We start from the raw sequence: 17,669 nt of genomic DNA on the forward strand, positions 1-17,669 counted from the left end.
GATTTGCCGGAAAAGCGTTTTTCGGTCCATCGAATCGATGACGGTGACGACGTTCGTCGGATAAATGAAGTGACGTCGATAAATTCTTACACAAATGGCCCAGAAAACCCGAATCCGACTACAAAAAAGTTTTTTTCTTCTCTATTTTTGTGAGGCACCAAACCAACTTTTTTCCGCGATGCTAAAATCCCCAAAGTTCAAGGCACTGTTTTTATTGCTGTGTGTGTCAATGGTTTCGAATGCCCAGAACAAGGTACTCGACAGCTTGCAGAACGCGCTCAGGACGTACACCAGGAACGATACCGTACGGGTAAACCTGTTGAACAACGTCGCCTCGAAAATATTCCAGACCGAACCCGACAGGGCGTTGCAATTGCTAAAGGAATCGGAAACGGTTTCGACCCAACTCAACTATCCGCAAGGAAAAGCCAAAAGCTTGTTGTTTATGGCCAACGCGATCTCTGAAAAACAGGGAGACCAATCGCTTTCCGAAAAATACTATCAGCAAGCACTCCAGATCTACGAATCCTTACACGACAAGGTTGGCATTTCTACGTGTTACCACAATTTCGGACGCGTTCATTTCCTGCTCGGGAATTACGACAAATCTGAAAACAACTACAAAAAAGCGATCGAACTGGCCGAAGAAGCCGGCAACCAAAAACGGCTTTCGATCAGCCTGCGTGGCATAGGCGTGCTGTATTCGAAAGTGGGCGACTTCGAAAAAGCCATCGACATCTACAAAAAAGCGGTAGCGATAGACGAAAAGCTCGGCAACAAGAGCGGCATCGCAAACGGATATGTGAACCTCGGCACGGCGTATAAACGACAGGGAAAATTTACGGTAGCGCTCGAATATTACAACAAATCGCTCGAACTCAAGCAAGCCGTAGGCGACCAACGCGGCATTGCGACGGCTCTCGGAAACATCGGCGGGATTTATTCGCTTTTGGAGCGCCACGACGAAGCGGCGAGTTATTTCCGAAAAGCCATAACCCTATTCGAAAAACTCGGCGACAAGTTGGAAACGGCGAGCATGAAAGTCAACCTGGCCGCAGTAGAAGTAGAGAACAAGAATTTCGCCGATGCGCAAGCGGGCTTCGAAACGGCATTGGCCAGCTATCACCAGTTGAATAACAAGGCTGGCATCGCCAACACGGTAGCCAATATCGGTCAGATGGAATTGGAGCAGAGCCATTACGACGCGGCGCTCGTCCAATTCAAAAAAGCGGCCGACATCAATACCGAATTGGGCGCGCAAAGGGAATTGGCTTACTGCTATTTCAAAATGGGCCGTATCTATTACCTGAAAGAAGAATACGACAAAGCGTTGGAATATGCGAAAGAAAGCGAAACCTTGGCCAACAAACTCAACGTGCTTGACTACCGCAAGGATACCGCGCGGCTGCTTTCGGATATTTACTACAAACAACAGCAATACAAACTCGCGTTTGAAAAACAGGCGATACATAAACAATTGACCGACAGTGTCTACAGCATGCAAAACCTCGACAAGGCCGCACAGATCAAATACAGTTACGCGTACAAGAAAAGGGAAAGCAACCTCAAGAATGCCGTAAAAAGCAAGGACGGCGAACTCCAGCAATCGCAGCAACAGAAAATCTGGTGGATCGTCGGATTCCTGTGTCTGGTGATCGTGCTAGGATTCGGGATCGCGATCGTGAAGATGCGCAAGGTCAAAATGGAAAACAAACAGTTGCTCACCGAACAGAAACTGCGCCGTTCGCAAATGAATCCGCATTTCATTTTCAATTCGATACAGAATGTGCGTAGCCTTATCCATAACAAGCAAGAGAACCAGGCCGTCGATTATCTGAACCAATTTTCGAAACTCACGCGCCAGATTCTCGAATCGTCCGACGAAAATTACACCTCGCTCGCAGACGAGATCGAACTCATCCAAAACTACATCTCGATCCAGCAGTTGTTGTACAACAAAGCGTTCGATTTCAAGATCAACGTAGACGAATCCATAGATGCCGAATCGATTTTCCTGCCGCCGATGCTCACCCAACCGTTTATCGAGAACGCGATCAAACACGGGCTCGCAAGCAAAACCGAAGACGGCATGCTCAACATCGATTTCCGTCTCAAAGGCGATAAACTGTACTTCGAGGTTTCGGACAACGGCATCGGTTTCGACGTTGCGAAAAAAGCCGACAACCACAAATCGATGGCGATGGACATCACGCGCGAAAGACTCGTCAACTACACCAAAAACCCGGCTTTCGTGGTGCATGCCAACAATATTTTCGACCAATACAAGAATGTCGTCGGGGCCAAAGTGGCGTTTGAAATTCCCTATTTTTATGAAAACTGACAAACGCATCTTACGGGTCATAGTAATCGACGATATCGAAAGCATCGCATAGAATACATTTTTATGGGTTAAGGACTGTAAAAATACCTTCCAGCCCAAACGATTTTCACCATATTCCCGACGGTAATCTGTCGAAAAGGAACGTTCGTTCATCTGCCGAAATTTTCATTTTCTTTTGGTTTATCCTTGCATCGTCGATCCCGAAATCGACGTGACAATCAAAGTTTTAACATCAAAAAAAACCTAAACAAATGAAAATCGTATCCAGAATTTTCGGCATCATCGCCATCTTTTTCGCCATCCTTTTCTGCTCGATGAGCATTTACCGCGCCGGTATCGACAAAGACAAAGCCGAGGCGGAACTCACCGAAGCCAAACAACAGATCGAACAATTCCGCGAACAGGCCAAAACCATGACCGGTGAAACCAAAGCGTATCTCGACGGCGAAATCGCAAACGCCGAAAAAGTGATCAACGAAGCGCCAAAAGGCTCGACGTATCTGATCGTACAAATTTTCCTTGGCGTTTTGCTCGTGCTTTCGTTGGCATTCGGATATTTCCTGTTCCGTCCGAATCTTAACACCGTAACCAAATTCGTCGCTGCGGCAGTGATCGTCACGCTTATCGTGTATTTCGCTTCACCCGACATCGCCCGTGGCAAATATTCGGGATTGAACAGCCGCACGTTGGCGTTGCTTTCCGGAATTCCGGTAATCGTGGCAGGATTGTTCGCTTTTCTGGCTGCAAAGAAAGCGGTCGTAAAAGTGGCGTAATCCGCCAGAAATCAGCCAAAACAAATTAACTCCGAACAAAAAAACAATGAGGTTAATGAAGGTGGCTTTCCGAACCGGGGCAATACGCTTGGTTGGGTATTGTCCTCGGCTTCGGGAAAAATGAAGCAGAAACCGCGATTTTTTGATCGCGGTTTTTTATTGTAAATCGGTTTTGGAATCGGAATTATCTCAATGCGGTATGAAAATATTGAACGTGCAACCCTTCATCGGGCTTCCGTGAGCCGTAATGATGCCATTGTGGTTTTCGATGATTTTTTTGACGATGGCCAGTCCGATTCCCGTTCCTTCATAAGCCGTTTTTTCATGCAGTTTTTGAAAAACCCCGAAGATTTTCTCGTTGTGGCGCGGCTCGAACCCGATGCCGTTGTCTTGAAATGTGATGCACGAATAAGCACTTTGCGGTTCGAGGCGTTCCATTCCCGTATCGACACCCTTGACGACTTTTTGGCTGATGATGATATGCGGCGCGAGTCCGGGTTTTGAAAATTTGATCGAGTTCGAAATCAGGTTCTGGAACAGTTGCGTGAATTGGAACGGTATCACGTTGATTTCGCCTTCGAGTTGGGTTTCGATGACGAGTTCTTTTCCGTCGAAACTTCCGTCGAGCATGGTGCGCACTTCTTCGATGATGCTTTCTATGGTGACGCGCTCGAAAATCCGTTCCTTGACGCTCATCCTCGAAAACGTGAGCAGGCTTGTGATCAGGTCGCGCATACGGTCGGCGGAGTTCAGGATGCGTCCCAGTTTGGCCTTAGCACCTTCGGGCAGATTGTCGTTCTCTGTATCCAGAATCAGTTTTGTGAACGTCTGGATCTTGCGCAGCGGCTCTTGCAAATCGTGGCTCGACACATAGGCGAAAGCGTCGAGTTCCGCGTTTTTGAGTTTGAGTTCGTTGGCGAATTCCTCGATTTCGACATATTTTTCCTTGAGTTCACGGTTGGCTTCCGATATGATTGTATTGAGCTGTTTAGTCTCCTCTTCCTTGATACGCAATTCGAGATTTTTCCGATGCAGATCGGCAAACACCATCACCTTGGCCTTTAGGATTTCGGGCGAAAGCGGCTTGATCATGTAATCGACCGCGCCGGCCTGGTAGCCTTTGAAAATATAATCGGACGTATCCATATTGGCCGTGAGGAATATGATCGGCACGTGCTTGAGCTTGTCGCTTTGGCGGATCAGTTCCGCCGTTTCGAAACCGTCCATCATCGGCATCTGCACATCCATAAGGATAATGGCGAAATTCTGGTCTTTGAGCAAAATGCGTAGCGCGTCCTTTCCGGAGTGGGCTTCCACGAATTCATATCCTTGGTCCGACAAGATGACCTGAAGCGAAAGCAGGTTCTCTTTCTTATCGTCGACAATCAATATTTTGACCGTATTCTGAATGATTTCTTCCATCAGGTCATCTTACTTTTTAAGCCAAACACGCATCAATGACGACAGCTGGTCTACGTTCACGGGTTTCGTGATATAATCGGATGCGCCCGATTCTATACATTTTTGCCTGTCGCCTTTCATCGCTTTTGCCGTAACGGCGATTATTGTGAGGTCTTTGTGTTTGTCTTCTTTCCGGATGTTTTTCATGGTCTCGTAACCGTCCATTTCGGGCATCATGATGTCCATGAGCACGATGTCGGCGAATGCTTCGTTGAGGAATTCTATCGCTTCCTTGCCGCTTTCCGCACTCGTGACCTCTAGCCCGAAGCGCTCGAGTGCCGTGGTGAGCGCGAACAGGTTTCGGATGTCGTCGTCTACGATCAACACTTTCTTGCCAAGCAATACGTCCTCCTTCATGTAATACGATTCGATACCGGCGCGCATTTCAATCGGAAGTTCCTTGTGTACGCGGTGCATGAACAACGCCGTCTGGTCTACCACCTGATCGAGCGAACCGACTCCTTTGGTGATGCCGGTGTAGGCAAACCTGTTGAGCCTCGCTTTTTGCTTCGGATTCAGATCGCCAGCCGAATGCACGATGATCGCGGTTTCCTGGCCCGAGATGTTGTTTTCGAGTTCGGTCAGAAGATCGAGTCCGTGCGCGTCGGGAAGCATCAGGTCGAGGATGATGCAATCGAACGATTTCTCGCGGATGAACGTCGCGCCTTCCTCGGCCGTCCTTGCCACGGAAATGATGATGTCATCGCCTTTGACGGCATTGATGATCATCTGCAGTTCCATTTCATTGTCGTCTATGATCAGCAGGTTCTTGCTTTTGTTGCTGAACGATTTGATGTCGTTGAACAACGAAGTCAGATCGTCGTTCTTGACCGGTTTCACAAGGAAATTCCGCGCTCCGCGTTTCAGGCCTTTGTTGCGTTCGTCCTCGCCCGAGATGATATACACCGGAATGTGACGTAGGTTGAAGTCGGTTTTGAGCCTGTCGAGTATTTTCCAGCCGCTCGTATCGGGCATGTTGATGTCCATCGTGATGGCATGCGGGTGGAAATGGTCGATAAAGTCGATCACGTCATTGCCTCTTGTGGTCACGATCGCCTTCATGCCGTTGGCGTGCGCCTGATCTACCATGATGCGCGCAAAAGTCAAATTGTCTTCTGCAATCAGGACGATTTTGTCGCCGGGTTGAAGGTCGGTTCTGTCGTCGCCCACTTCATCGACAAAAAACTGCTCGACCTCTCCGTTCGGGAAACTTGGCGCGGGCAGCGATTTCACCATGGTTTTGGTGCTCGCGGCATTGCCTTCTACGGTCTCTACGGTTTCGATCTCGCCTCCCGTAGAAACGAATTTCGAAGGCAGGAACAACGTGAATTTACTGCCGTGGTCGACCTTGCTTTCGAGTTCGATGCTTCCGCCGAGAAGGTCAGAAAGACCGCGGCTGATCGAAAGCCCGAGTCCGGTTCCGCCGTACTTGCGGCTCGTAGAACCTTCGGCTTGCTGGAACGCTTCGAATATGATGTTCTGCTTTTCTTTGGAAATCCCGATTCCCGTATCCGAAATCTCGAACGCGATCACGCTCTCGGCATTCTCGAGGCTTGGCGTCTTGATCTTCCAATTGTTGTTGGCTTTGTAGATTTTGAGTCCGACCTGTCCTTTTTCGGTGAACTTGAACGAGTTCGACAACAGGTTCTTGAGGATTTGGTTGAGCCTTTGCGAATCGGTTTCGATAAGCTCCGGAAGATTGTCGTCCTGTTCGATCGTGAATTTGAGGTGCCTTGCTTCCGAAATCGGATTGAACGTCGATTGTACGAAACGGCTGATTTCCTCGAAGCTGATCGGCTGGTATTCGACCGAAATATAACCCGATTCGATTTTCGACAAGTCGAGGATGTCGTTGATGAGTTGGATAAGGTCGTCACCGCACGAGTTGATCGTTTTCGCGAATTGGATTTGTTTTTCGGACAAATTCCCGTCGCGGTTGGCGATGAGTTCGTTGGCCAAAATCTGGAGCGAGTTGAGAGGCGTACGCAATTCGTGCGACATGTTCGCGAGGAATTCCGATTTGTATTTCGAGGTGAGCGTGAGCTGGTCGGCTTTTTCTTCAAGGGCTTTACGCGCCACTTCGACCTCTTCGTTCTTGAATTCGAGTTCGCCTTTCTGTTGGGCGAGCAGCAACGCTTTCTCCTCGAGTTCCTCGTTCGTGTTCTTGAGTACTTCCTGCTGGCTTTTGAGCTCGCCGGCAAGCGACTGCGATTGTACGAGAAGTTCCTCGGTTCTCGAGTTCGACTGGATCGTGTTGAGTACGATACCGATACTTTCGGTCAAACCTTCAAGGAAATCGAGGTGGATTTGGCTGAACGTATCGAGCGACGCGAGTTCGATTACGGCTTTCAATTGTCCTTCGAACAACACCGGGAGGATGATTACGTCCTGTGGCCTTGCGTCTCCGAGACCCGATCCAATCTTGATGTAGTCTTTCGGGACGTTCGACAACAGCATGCGTTCTTTCTCTAACGCCACCTGACCGATCAAACCTTCGCCCATTCCGTATTGCGTCGGCGCGTTTTTGCGTTTCACATACGCATACGAAGCGATCAGGTTGAGTTTGGAATCGATGAATTTCTCGTCTTCCTGCAAAATGTAGAACAAGCCGTGTTGCGCGGTTACGACGGTCGCGAGTTCCGAAAGGATTTTCTTGGTGACCGAATGCAATTCTTTTTGTCCCTGAAGCATCTGCGTAAACTTGGCAAGGTTCGATTTGAGCCAATCCTGTTCCTGGTTGCGCAGCGTCGTCGCTTTAAGGTTCGCGATCATCTGGTTGATCGTATCTTTTAGCGCTTCCACCTCGCCTTTGGCTTCCACACCTATGGTTCGCGTAAGGTCACCCTGGGTTACCGCCGATGCCACTTCCGAAATCGCACGTACTTGAGTCGTGAGGTTCGCCGCGAGCTGGTTCACGTTTTCGGTGAGGTTTTTCCACGTTCCCGAAGCTCCCGGTACGTGCGCCTGTCCGCCGAGTTTTCCTTCGGCACCTACTTCGCGCGCCACCGTGGTTACCTGATCCGAGAAGGTCGCAAGCGTTTCGATCATCTCGTTGATCGTTTCGGTAAGCTGCGCCACTTCGCCTTTGGCATTGATCGAGAGTTTCTGTTTAAGGTCGCCCATCGCCACCGAGGTCACGACTTTCGCGATTCCACGCACCTGATCGGTCAGGTTCGACGCCATCAGGTTCACCGAATCGGTCAAATCTTTCCACGTTCCCGCAACTCCTTTTACTTCGGATTGCCCGCCGAGTTTTCCTTCGGTACCCACTTCACGCGCCACACGCGTTACTTCGGATGCGAACGAGTTGAGCTGTTCCACCATCGTGTTGATGGTATTCTTGAGCTCGAGGATTTCTCCCTTAACGTCTACCGTAATTTTCTTGGAAAGGTCACCCGTCGCCACCGCTTTGGTCACGTCGGCGATGTTGCGCACTTGTCCGGTAAGGTTCGATGCCATCTGGTTTACCGAGTCGGTCAAATCCTTCCACGTTCCGGCCACACCGGGTACGAACGCCTGTCCGCCGAGCTGGCCTTCGGTTCCTACCTCGCGCGCCACACGCGTTACTTCGGATGCGAATGCGCGAAGCTGATCCACCATCGTGTTTACGGTTTCCTTGAGCTGCAGGATTTCCCCGCGCACGTCGGCCGTAATTTTCTTCGACATGTCGCCGTTGGCCACCGCAATCGTCACCTCGGCGATGTTCCGCACCTGGGTCGTAAGGTTACCCGCCATCTGGTTCACCGAGTCGGTCAAATCTTTCCAGGTTCCGGCGACTCCGGGTACGTTGGCCTGTCCGCCGAGTTTACCTTCTGTACCCACCTCGCGCGCCACACGCGTTACTTCGGATGCGAACTCGCGAAGCTGGTCCACCATCGTATTGAGCGTTTCCTTGAGCTGCAGGATTTCCCCGCGCACGTCTACGGTGATTTTTCGAGACATATCGCCGTTCGCCACCGCAATAGCCACGTCGGCGATGTTCCGCACCTGGGCCGTGAGGTTACCCGCCATTTGGTTTACCGAGTCAGTCAAATCTTTCCAGGTTCCGGCTACACCGGGCACGTTGGCCTGTCCGCCGAGTTTTCCTTCGGTACCCACTTCTCGTGAAACCCTCGTTACCTCGGACGAGAACGAGTTAAGCTGATCCACCATCGTGTTGATGGTATTTTTAAGTTCGAGGATCTCTCCTTTAACGTCTACCGTAATTTTTTTGGAAAGGTCTCCTTTTGCTACCGCGGTCGTCACTTCGGCAATGTTGCGCACCTGTCCTGTAAGGTTCGATGCCATCTGGTTTACCGAGTCGGTCAAATCTTTCCACGTTCCGCCGACGCCTTCTACCTGCGCCTGTCCGCCGAGTTTTCCTTCCGTTCCCACTTCGAGCGCCACACGCGTCACTTCGGAGGCGAACGAGTTGAGCTGGCCCACCATCGTGTTGATGGTATTTTTAAGCTCTAGGATTTCGCCTTTCGTATCTACCGTGATCTGTCGGCTAAGGTCGCCTTTTGCCACGGCGGTCGTTACCTCGGCGATGTTCCGCACTTGCGAAGTTAGGTTCGACGCCATCTGGTTTACCGAATCGGTCAAATCTTTCCATGTTCCGCCGATGCCTTTTACCTGCGCCTGTCCGCCAAGTTTTCCTTCCGTTCCTACTTCGAGTGCCACACGCGTCACTTCGGACGAGAACGAGTTGAGCTGATCCACCATCGTATTGATGGTTTTCTTGAGTTCGAGGATTTCTCCTTCCGCAACAGCGGTAATCTTTTTGGACAAGTCGCCATTCGCCACCGCGGTCGTTACCTCGGCGATGTTCCGCACCTGACCCGTTAGGTTCGATGCCATCTGGTTCACCGAATCGGTCAAATCTTTCCACGTTCCGCCGACGCCTTTTACTTTGGCCTGTCCGCCGAGTTTACCTTCGGAACCTACTTCTCGCGCCACACGCGTTACTTCGGCACCGAACGAGTTCAGCTGATCCACCATCGTATTGATCGTATTCTTGAGCTCGAGGATTTCTCCTTCTACGTTTACCGTAATTTTTTTGGAAAGGTCGCCTTTTGCCACGGCTGTGGTCACTTCGGCAATGTTGCGCACCTGGCCCGTAAGGTTCGAGGCCATCTGGTTTACCGAATCGGTCAAATCTTTCCAAACACCGCCGACACCTCGTACACGCGCCTGTCCGCCGAGTTTGCCTTCGGAACCAACTTCTCTCGCCACACGCGTTACTTCGGAAGAGAACGAGTTGAGCTGATCCACCATCGTGTTGATGGTATTTTTAAGTTCGAGGATTTCCCCTTTAACGTCTACCGTGATTTTTTTGGAAAGATCGCCTTTTGCTACCGCTGTGGTCACATCGGCGATGTTCCGCACCTGACCCGTTAGGTTCGAGGCCATCTGGTTTACCGAATCGGTCAAATCTTTCCACGTACCGCCGACGCCTTTTACCTGTGCCTGTCCGCCGAGTTTTCCTTCCGTTCCTACTTCCCGCGCCACACGCGTTACTTCGGAAGAGAACGAATTGAGCTGATCCACCATCGTGTTGATCGTGTTTTTGAGCTCGAGGATTTCGCCTTTAACGTCTACGGTAATTTTTTTGGAAAGGTCGCCTTTTGCCACCGCGGTCGTCACATCTGCGATATTCCGCACCTGGCCTGTTAAGTTCGAGGCCATTTTGTTTACCGAATCGGTCAAATCTTTCCACACACCGCCCACTCCTCGTACTTTGGCCTGACCGCCGAGTTTACCGTCGGTTCCTACTTCGCGCGCCACACGCGTTACTTCCATAGAGAAAAGGTTGAGCTGTTTTACCATCCCGTTTACCTCTTTGGCGATGCGCAAAAATTCTCCCTGAAGCGGATTGCCTTCGATGGAAAGCGGCATTTCCTGCGACAGGTTTCCTTTTGCCACCGAGGTGATCACGTGCGCGATTTCGATCGTCGGGTGAACCAGATCGGAAATCAAGGTATTGACTGATTCGACGCATGAACTCCACGATCCGCGCGCTCCGTCAAGCGTTACGCGATTGGTGAGCTTTCCTTGCTTACCGATGCTTTTCCCGACTTTCTGGAACTCGAAAACCATACGCTCGTTGAGGTCGATGATTTCATTCAAGGTGTCGTAAATCGATCGCGTGATGCCGTCCTGGTCGGTCGGAAATCGTTGAGAAAAATTCCCGTTTTTGACTTTTTGCAGTATTTTGAGGAATTCCGCATCGGTGAGCAGTGGGCTTTCCTGGCGGTTGCCGGTTCGCTTTGCTTTGGTAGGTTTGCTGCCGGGCCGTTTAGCAGTCTTTTCGGCCGTGGGCGCATCTAGGACCTTTTTCATTTGCAGTAGAACAGATTAGTTGTTGTTGTCAGGTGAATTCGACGCGCTTCGAGTGGTGAAGTGAGGCACACACAATAAGCGTATGATGTGGATTTGGCGGTTTCCCGGAAACTCATCTTACTAAAGTTAAGCATTATCTGCTTACTATTACAGTTTTAACGTTTCTGCGGAAATGAATACCAAAAGCAGCTACGTTCCGTCGTTTACAAGGATTTTGCGCAAGTGGAATTGTACGAACGCGTCCATCGAATCGGGTCTTTTGCTGTTGTCGGTGTAATTGAGCGGCTTGATGATGTACCCCGAAATTCCCAATTCCTCGGCAAGATCGCGGTCGCTGCTTTCGGACGAAGTGGTCATGACGAAGACTTTCAGTTTCTTGAGTGTCTGGTCGGCGCGTAACATCCGCAGGAATTCGATGCCGTTCATTTTGGGCATGTTCAGGTCGAGCAGGATCACGTCGGGTTTCAATCCGCCTTTGAGCGCCGTGAGTGCCTCGATGCCGTTGTAGGCCGTGCGCAGCTCATAATCGGTTTCCAGTTTCTTGAGCGAACGTTCGACGCTGATGATGTCGAGTTCGTCGTCTTCGACGAGTAAGATGGTGTGTTTGTCCATAATTATTTTTTCCAGGTGAATATAAAAGCCGAACCTTGTCCGAGTTGCGATTCCACACGAATGGTTTCGTGCTGTTCGTCTATGATTTTCTTTACGATGGCCAGTCCGACGCCCGTACTTTCCTTTTCATCCTTTTCGCGCAACGTCTGGAAGATTTCGAAGATCTTGGCGTGGTATTCGGGGTCGATGCCGATGCCGTTGTCGATGACCGAAAATTCATATCGGCCTTCGGTTTCGGCGCTCGTTATTTTTATATGGCCTTGCTCCGTCTTGGTATATTTTACGGCATTGCTGATGAGGTTCGCGAACACCTGTTCCAACTTGAGCCGTTCGGTGTGCAACACGGGCAATTTGTCTATTTCGACGGTAAAAGTCCGCGGGATGATCGATTCGGCCAAATCGTGTACGAGACTGTCGAGATCCACTTCCTCTATCGGTGTTTTGAGGTTGATCCTTGCGTAGTCGAGCAAACCGTTTATGAGTGCTTCCATACGACGCGTGCGCTGCGGGATGATCATCAGGTATTTCTTGAGTTCGGGTGAGAGTTCGTGTTGCAAGTCTTCCTCGATCCAGGTAATCACGTTGTGGATTCCTCTTATCGGCGCTTTCAAATCGTGAGAGACGACGTAGGCGAACTTATTCAATTCGGTATTGCGCGTCTCGAGTTCGCGTATGTTCTTGTCGAGCTTGTCGGACATCACGTTCAGCGATTCGGACAAACCTGTAAGTTCGTCATTCTTCGTATCCTGCACATGCGTAAACCGTCCGTTGGATATGTCTTCGGCCATGTCGACCATAGACGCGATCCTTTTGGTGATCACGATGACGATGTAAATGGTGCTGCAAATCCCGATTCCGATGGTAAGCACAAGAAATATCAGCGAAATGGTATGCGTCGTTTCTATAGACGAAAGCAAAACGGCGCTATGGTGTTTCCTCGCGGCATATTCGATTTTGTCGAATCTCGCGAATTGGCGTGCGATCTCGTCGTTGATTTTTTTGCCGACGTGTTTCTTGAGGCGCGATTCGAACAATTGCACGTACGATGAAGGCGTGTTTTGACGCGACTCGATCAACTGGCTCGAATAGGTGATCCAATACGAGTGCATGGCGCTTATCGAATCCAATATCGCCTGCTGCCGCGGATCGTCGCCCACGAGCCGTTTCTGCTCTTTCAAATACCGCGGAACGCTTTGGATACCGTCGTAATAAACGTTCAGGAACGTACGGTCATCGGTCAGCAGATAACCGCGAAACGAACTTTGCATGTCGATGATGACCTTGTGCGCGCGGTTCGAATTGCGGATGATGGCCTCGGAATTGGAAAGGAAATCGGTGTTGCGCTGTACTTTCTTGGACAACAGGTAATTCGTATAGGAATCGGCCGCAGAAAGCACGATGACTACCGAAAAGCCCAAAATGATTTGAGTGGACAGCTTCATTGGCGAAATAATAGTGGCCGTTTTTTGAAAAATTCTGTAATATTTTTTATTTTTAAGGAAATATTAACATCCGAAAGACGGATTTCCTAAATTTACATCAATTTTAAATGCGGGCCTATGGCAATCCAGGTTATTTTGCATATCGACGACGATCCCGAAGACTGCGAACTTTTCCAGGAAGCCTTGAAGGCGGTCTCGGATGCGGAATACCACGCGATCCACGACGCGTTTAAAGCTTTGACTATCTTGAAAAGCGGCTCTATCTTGCCCGAGATCATTTTTTTGGATCTGAACATGCCCCGTATGGACGGGCGCGAATTCCTCGAAGCGATCCAAGATGACGAGAGGCTCAAAAAAATCCCGGTGATCGTGTTGTCTACATCCGACGTACGCGGGATGATGCACCAGACCAAAGGATTGCATGCCAGCGCCTACCTCACGAAGCCCACAGATTACGACATGTTTAAAGAAGTGCTCAAACAAAAGCTTGCGGCCTATGTCGGTGCCGGCAATGCGAGGACTGACGATAGATTTGCCTGAGTCCCGGGTTGAATTTATCCACCAATCCGATTGCATGCTCGCGTTAAGGAAACGGCCTTAACCGCCAATGTGTAAATATCGGGCCTTGATACATCTTATAAAGTAACAACCCGCGACAAATCCAAACAGCCTCGATAGCCAGGTAATCAAAATCTCTACGAACCTCAATGTGCCGGCCTGGGATTTGTAAACGCGTATACACTGTAAGCACAAAGAGCAATCGTCCATCAACCACGCCGAATTGTATAACGCCAACGCATCGATCGGCCCTACTTTTATCCCTAACCTTAAAAGGAAAAAAACATGAAAGATTCAAGAAACGACAGGAGCAAGAAGGCGCCCAGCAGCACGAAAAAAGCCGACGCGAAAACAGCAGCTGTAGAAAAGGCGGCCGATCAAACCGCCGAAAAACCCCATGGCAAAAGTCCTAAAAAGTAATTTTGAAGGATTCGCGTTCACCGGTCCGCACAGCGACAATCCCGATGCGGAGCAAGCCGAAAAGGACCGTGGCAGCAGTGCTGACGATCATGAAACAGAGATCGACCCAGACGAACACATGATAAGGTACAAAGTACAGGAAGGACACTGTTCCCAAAGCGAAGAAGATTTTTGGCGGGGAATTTAAAAAACAAGACCGGTAGAGAATATTCTACCGGTCTTTTTATGTAACCACCTTATATGCCACGGTCTGCAACTCCAGGATCCGATCCAGATACGGCTGGTGCACGATTCGGTTTTTCAAAACGTCCAGGTCCCAAATGCCGCACTGGCAATACCCCGAGAGGTCGTCCCAATCAGGGCGATCGGTCACAGGATAGAGGCAGATGCCGTGAAAGTCTACGCCTTTGGCTACGGCCGCCGTACATTCGGCCATCACCTCATCGAGCCATTCGATGCGGCCTGAACCGAAATGGCCCGTCTCGGAAAGGAAAATCGGTTTGCCGTAACGCGCGTAGGCTTTTTTCAGAAGTCTCGAAAGAGGTGTACGTTCCTGCTGTTGGTCGGGCCACGCCAACGGACCGAAGGATTCGTACCATTGGCAATTCCAGTAATAATTGAATCCGAGGACATCGGCAAGAAGTTCCGAACCGCCCAATTCCGGGCACATCCGGCCCAAAATCATGTCCATCGCCTGGAATTGGTGGCTGTTGATGTCGTAAAGGTGCTCATCGGAGCAAAAATCGCTTTGGTGTATTTTCACCAAAGGCTCGACCAGCACGATGCGGCAATCCGGATCGGCAGCGCGCAACGCCCGTATGCCCAAAATGGCCGCCTTGCACAAATGGTATTTCATGTCCCACCCGCTATTGACGGCAAACGGGACCGTACCTCTCACATCGCCCGAATGCCATGCCAGAAAACTGATTTCGTTGATCGGGACTACGAACAGCCGCTCTGTCGAATGTGCCTTGTGAAAAACCGCGAAAGCTTCGCACAATGCCGTGAACCGGTCACAGAAATGCGGATGCGTAGGATACAACCCGTCCGGATACCCGAAATGGACCAAATCCCAAACTTGTTGTATCCCATATTCGCGTGCGGCCTCGATGCGGTGGAGCACTTCGCCGAAATCGAAGCGTCCGGGTCGGCTTTCCACGGCGCTCCAGCAAATACCTTCGCGTACGGTTTTGATCCCGGCTTCGGCCAACAGTGCGTAATCTTCACGAACGCGTACGTCGTGCTCGGTCTCGCGCAACAGGTTTATGCGCGTTCCCGAGCGGTTGATGTGATCGGCGCATTCGTATCCGCCCATTATGAAGGATCGGAAGAAACTCATGCGGCCGTGGTTTTCGGCAAGACCTGGAGCGAATCGAACAAGTCGAGCGCATTCTTGAAGGCCTGGTCCATGTTGAAATACTTGTAGTTGGCCAGGCGGCCCACGAAATGCACGTCGGGCAGTTTGTCGGCTTCGATCTTGTACTGGGCGTAGATTTCCTGGTTGCGCGGGTTCGGAACCGGATAATACGGCTCGCCCTCGTCTACGGTAAATTCTTTTACCACGGTTGTTTTGCCCGATTTTTGGTTGCCGAAATGCTTGTATTCGATGATGCGCGTGAAATCCACGTCCGTTCCCGGATAATTCACGACGGAGTTTTCCTGGTAGAATTCCACCACATGCGTCTCCGAAACGAAATTGATCGAACGGTACTCGAGCTTTTCTACCAAACTATGCTTGAAATCGAAAAAGCGGTCGACAGGCCCGGTGTAAAAAAGTTTTTCGTATCCCGAAATCGAATCGGCGATGTCGAAATAATCGGTGTCGAGCAGAATTTCTATGTCGGGATGCTGCAGCATGTTCGCGAAAAGCTGGGTGTACCCGCCTTTTGGCAACGCCTGGTGCACATCCGAAAAATAACGGTCGTCCAGGTTATGGCGTACGGGAATGCGGTTCAGCACCGAGGCATCGAGCTCTTCGGGATATTTGTCCCATTGCTTTTTGGTGTAATGACGGAACATTTTCTCGTAAAGCGCCTCACCCACACGGTCCAGTACGGCTTCGCGTCCGTTTTGGGGATCGGCGAACGCGGTCCTGTTGCGTTCGAGCCAGTCCTGCATTTCGGCTTCCGAAGTGATCTTTTCGTCGAACAGCGTGTTCACGGTGGTGATGTTCACCGGGATCGGGACAGTCTTGTCGCCGACCCTGGCGACCACTTTGTGTTCCCAAGCGTACCAATCCGAGAAGCGGTTCACATATTCCCAAACGTCCCGTTCGTTGGTATGGAACAGGTGCGCCCCGTATTTAGAAACCAAAATACCGTTCCCGTCTACATAATCGTAGCAGTTCCCGGCGATGTGCGCGCGTTTTTCGATGACCAGGACTTTCTTTCCTGTCGAGGCGTAACGCTCGGCCAACACGGCACCGGAAATACCGGCGCCTATAATTACGATATCTGCTTTTCTCATGACGCCGGTTGTTTCATTTGTTGCTTCATGGCCGAAACGGTCGCGTCCCAAGAGGTCTTTCGCAGTATTTCAGAATAGTCCGACGGATAACGGTCCGCAAAGGACAATATCCTGCTTATGGCCGATTTGAATCCCGACGCGCTGTCGACCAGTTCCACGCAATTGGAGTAATCGCGCACGACGTCGGAGATACGCGTGGAGATGATCGGTTTCCCCGCGGCCATATATTCCAATGTCTTGGTCGGGCTGATGAATCTCGTGGCGTCGTTGAGCGCGAACGGCATCATGGCGATGTCGAACGCCTTGACGTAATTCGGCAACTCGGAATACGATTTGATCCCGAGATAATGGATGTTCCCGGCACGCGGCAGTTCGTCTTCCCCGATTTTGGCCAAAGGACCTATCATCACGAACGATACCTCTGTGTTTTCAGAGGCCGTTTGCGAGAGCAGCCCCAAATCGATGCGCTCGTCTATGACGCCGAAATAGCCGACGATCGGATGCGGTATCGAAACGATGTCCTCAGGCGTCAGAATCCCGTTCAGGGCCTGCGCGAAATGCGGTTGGTCTACCGAGCTAGGGAAACAATGCACGTTCGGGTGCAGGTCTTTTTTGGATTCGAACAGCGATTTCCCGCCCGTAAAGACGACGTCGGCGCAACCGATCAGGAATTTTTCCTGGCTGATCAGCGATTGGGGCGCGCCCTTGAACAACGTCAGTTCGTCCATGCAGTCGTACACGATGCTGTCGAATCCGATCTGGTCGATCAGCGGCGAGAAAGCGGCCGAATAGAACCATCCGACGGCGATGGAATCGCTCTTCATGTACTCCTTAAGCAGCGGCCCGATAGACTCTATGTCGCTGACGCGCGGCTGGAGCACGTGAAGCGTATCGGAAATATCGATACGTCTTGAGGTATTTTCCTCGTCCGGCGAAAATCCGATCGGTTCCTCGACAAAAAGGACACGGCGATCCCGGGAAAGGCGGCTGATGATATGTTGCGGACGTTGGTAGACGAATTCCCACCGCAAGTGGCAAAAAACGACTACATCATATCCTTGGTTTTCTTGCTCCAGTTCATGCCCGGGCAACTCCGGCGCTGCGGTTTGCAGATTCTTCATATGGTGTGCGTATTGATACAACGAATAAATCCCGATCGATCCGGGAGCGCAGATGTGCTGGAAGTAATGGAGAAAAATGCGCGAAACGCGTAGAAAAGTCCTTCAGGCGTAACAACCTGTCTTGGGCATAAATGGCATTACAAATTTAGGAGGC

General features: G+C 50.6%; 12 protein-coding genes. 5 read left to right on the plus strand and 7 right to left on the minus strand.

Annotation, left to right across the window (positions count from 1 at the left end):
• Positions 1 to 178: 178 nt before the first annotated feature.
• Together HZF10_RS06040 and HZF10_RS06045 are read left to right on the plus strand one after the other, a co-directional pair.
• Positions 179 to 2,341: a tetratricopeptide repeat protein gene (locus HZF10_RS06040; RefSeq protein WP_176005283.1), complete on the plus strand. Its 2,163-nt coding sequence runs from the start codon at positions 179 to 181 to the stop codon at positions 2,339 to 2,341.
• Positions 2,342 to 2,592: 251 nt separating this feature from the next.
• Positions 2,593 to 3,114: a hypothetical protein gene (locus HZF10_RS06045; RefSeq protein WP_176005284.1), complete on the plus strand. Its 522-nt coding sequence runs from the start codon at positions 2,593 to 2,595 to the stop codon at positions 3,112 to 3,114.
• A 189-nt stretch (positions 3,115 to 3,303) separates the two neighbouring features.
• Here the strand turns inward: HZF10_RS06045 and HZF10_RS06050 are convergent, their stop codons facing one another.
• The 4 genes from HZF10_RS06050 to HZF10_RS06065 all read right to left on the minus strand — a co-directional run bounded on the left by HZF10_RS06050 (position 3,304) and on the right by HZF10_RS06065 (position 12,950).
• Complete coding sequence (locus HZF10_RS06050; protein ID WP_176005285.1) at positions 3,304 to 4,536, minus strand: sensor histidine kinase; 1,233 nt, start codon at positions 4,534 to 4,536, stop codon at positions 3,304 to 3,306.
• Between the two features lie 9 nt (positions 4,537 to 4,545).
• A complete protein-coding gene (locus HZF10_RS06055; protein ID WP_176005286.1) occupies positions 4,546 to 10,896 on the minus strand; it encodes a HAMP domain-containing protein in 6,351 nt (2,116 codons plus the stop codon).
• A gap of 189 nt (positions 10,897 to 11,085) precedes the next feature.
• Positions 11,086 to 11,508 (minus strand): response regulator, encoded by a 423-nt coding sequence (locus HZF10_RS06060; protein ID WP_176005287.1) that lies wholly within the window; start codon positions 11,506 to 11,508, stop codon positions 11,086 to 11,088.
• 2 nt (positions 11,509 to 11,510) lie between these two features.
• Positions 11,511 to 12,950: a sensor histidine kinase gene (locus tag HZF10_RS06065; RefSeq protein WP_176005288.1), complete on the minus strand. Its 1,440-nt coding sequence runs from the start codon at positions 12,948 to 12,950 to the stop codon at positions 11,511 to 11,513.
• 117 nt (positions 12,951 to 13,067) lie between these two features.
• On the opposite strand from HZF10_RS06065, the gene HZF10_RS06070 reads away from it, so the two are divergent.
• From HZF10_RS06070 to HZF10_RS06075, 3 genes are all read left to right on the plus strand, one after another.
• A complete protein-coding gene (locus tag HZF10_RS06070; protein ID WP_176005289.1) occupies positions 13,068 to 13,490 on the plus strand; it encodes a response regulator in 423 nt (140 codons plus the stop codon).
• Between the two features lie 303 nt (positions 13,491 to 13,793).
• Positions 13,794 to 13,928: a hypothetical protein gene (locus HZF10_RS18070; RefSeq protein WP_257008554.1), complete on the plus strand. Its 135-nt coding sequence runs from the start codon at positions 13,794 to 13,796 to the stop codon at positions 13,926 to 13,928.
• Positions 13,906 to 14,115 (plus strand): hypothetical protein, encoded by a 210-nt coding sequence (locus HZF10_RS06075; protein ID WP_176005290.1) that lies wholly within the window; start codon positions 13,906 to 13,908, stop codon positions 14,113 to 14,115. The genes HZF10_RS18070 and HZF10_RS06075 overlap by 23 nt, the downstream gene beginning before the upstream one ends.
• 36 nt (positions 14,116 to 14,151) lie before the next feature.
• Here the strand turns inward: HZF10_RS06075 and HZF10_RS06080 are convergent, their stop codons facing one another.
• From HZF10_RS06080 to HZF10_RS06090, 3 genes are read right to left on the minus strand one after another with little or no spacing between them, the layout of a single operon-like run.
• Positions 14,152 to 15,267 (minus strand): glycoside hydrolase family 1 protein, encoded by a 1,116-nt coding sequence (locus tag HZF10_RS06080; protein ID WP_176005291.1) that lies wholly within the window; start codon positions 15,265 to 15,267, stop codon positions 14,152 to 14,154.
• Entirely contained in the window at positions 15,264 to 16,394 is a 1,131-nt protein-coding gene (glf, locus tag HZF10_RS06085) for a UDP-galactopyranose mutase (RefSeq protein ID WP_176005292.1), read from the minus strand. Before glf ends, HZF10_RS06080 begins: the two co-directional genes overlap by 4 nt.
• Positions 16,391 to 17,515 (minus strand): glycosyltransferase, encoded by a 1,125-nt coding sequence (locus tag HZF10_RS06090; protein ID WP_176005293.1) that lies wholly within the window; start codon positions 17,513 to 17,515, stop codon positions 16,391 to 16,393. Before HZF10_RS06090 ends, glf begins: the two co-directional genes overlap by 4 nt.
• Between the last annotated feature and the right edge of the window lie 154 nt (positions 17,516 to 17,669).

The sequence above is a fragment of the Flavobacterium agri genome, from assembly GCF_013401995.1.
In the GTDB taxonomy this organism is placed as follows: Bacteria; Bacteroidota; Bacteroidia; order Flavobacteriales; family Flavobacteriaceae; genus Flavobacterium; species Flavobacterium agri.

Bases quoted from the DNA above. Each gene is read 5' to 3' on its own strand.
- HZF10_RS06075 (WP_176005290.1), top strand. From the start codon at position 13,906: ATGGCAAAAGTCCTAAAAAGTAATTTTGAAGGATTCGCGTTCACCGGT.
- HZF10_RS06090 (WP_176005293.1), bottom strand. From the start codon at position 17,515: ATGAAGAATCTGCAAACCGCAGCGCCGGAGTTGCCCGGGCATGAACTG.
- HZF10_RS18070 (WP_257008554.1), top strand. From the start codon at position 13,794: ATGAAAGATTCAAGAAACGACAGGAGCAAGAAGGCGCCCAGCAGCACG.
- HZF10_RS06050 (WP_176005285.1), bottom strand. From the start codon at position 4,536: ATGGAAGAAATCATTCAGAATACGGTCAAAATATTGATTGTCGACGAT.
- glf (WP_176005292.1), bottom strand. From the start codon at position 16,394: ATGAGAAAAGCAGATATCGTAATTATAGGCGCCGGTATTTCCGGTGCC.
- HZF10_RS06045 (WP_176005284.1), top strand. From the start codon at position 2,593: ATGAAAATCGTATCCAGAATTTTCGGCATCATCGCCATCTTTTTCGCC.
- HZF10_RS06080 (WP_176005291.1), bottom strand. From the start codon at position 15,267: ATGAGTTTCTTCCGATCCTTCATAATGGGCGGATACGAATGCGCCGAT.
- HZF10_RS06060 (WP_176005287.1), bottom strand. From the start codon at position 11,508: ATGGACAAACACACCATCTTACTCGTCGAAGACGACGAACTCGACATC.
- HZF10_RS06040 (WP_176005283.1), top strand. From the start codon at position 179: ATGCTAAAATCCCCAAAGTTCAAGGCACTGTTTTTATTGCTGTGTGTG.
- HZF10_RS06055 (WP_176005286.1), bottom strand. From the start codon at position 10,896: ATGAAAAAGGTCCTAGATGCGCCCACGGCCGAAAAGACTGCTAAACGG.
- HZF10_RS06065 (WP_176005288.1), bottom strand. From the start codon at position 12,950: ATGAAGCTGTCCACTCAAATCATTTTGGGCTTTTCGGTAGTCATCGTG.
- HZF10_RS06070 (WP_176005289.1), top strand. From the start codon at position 13,068: ATGGCAATCCAGGTTATTTTGCATATCGACGACGATCCCGAAGACTGC.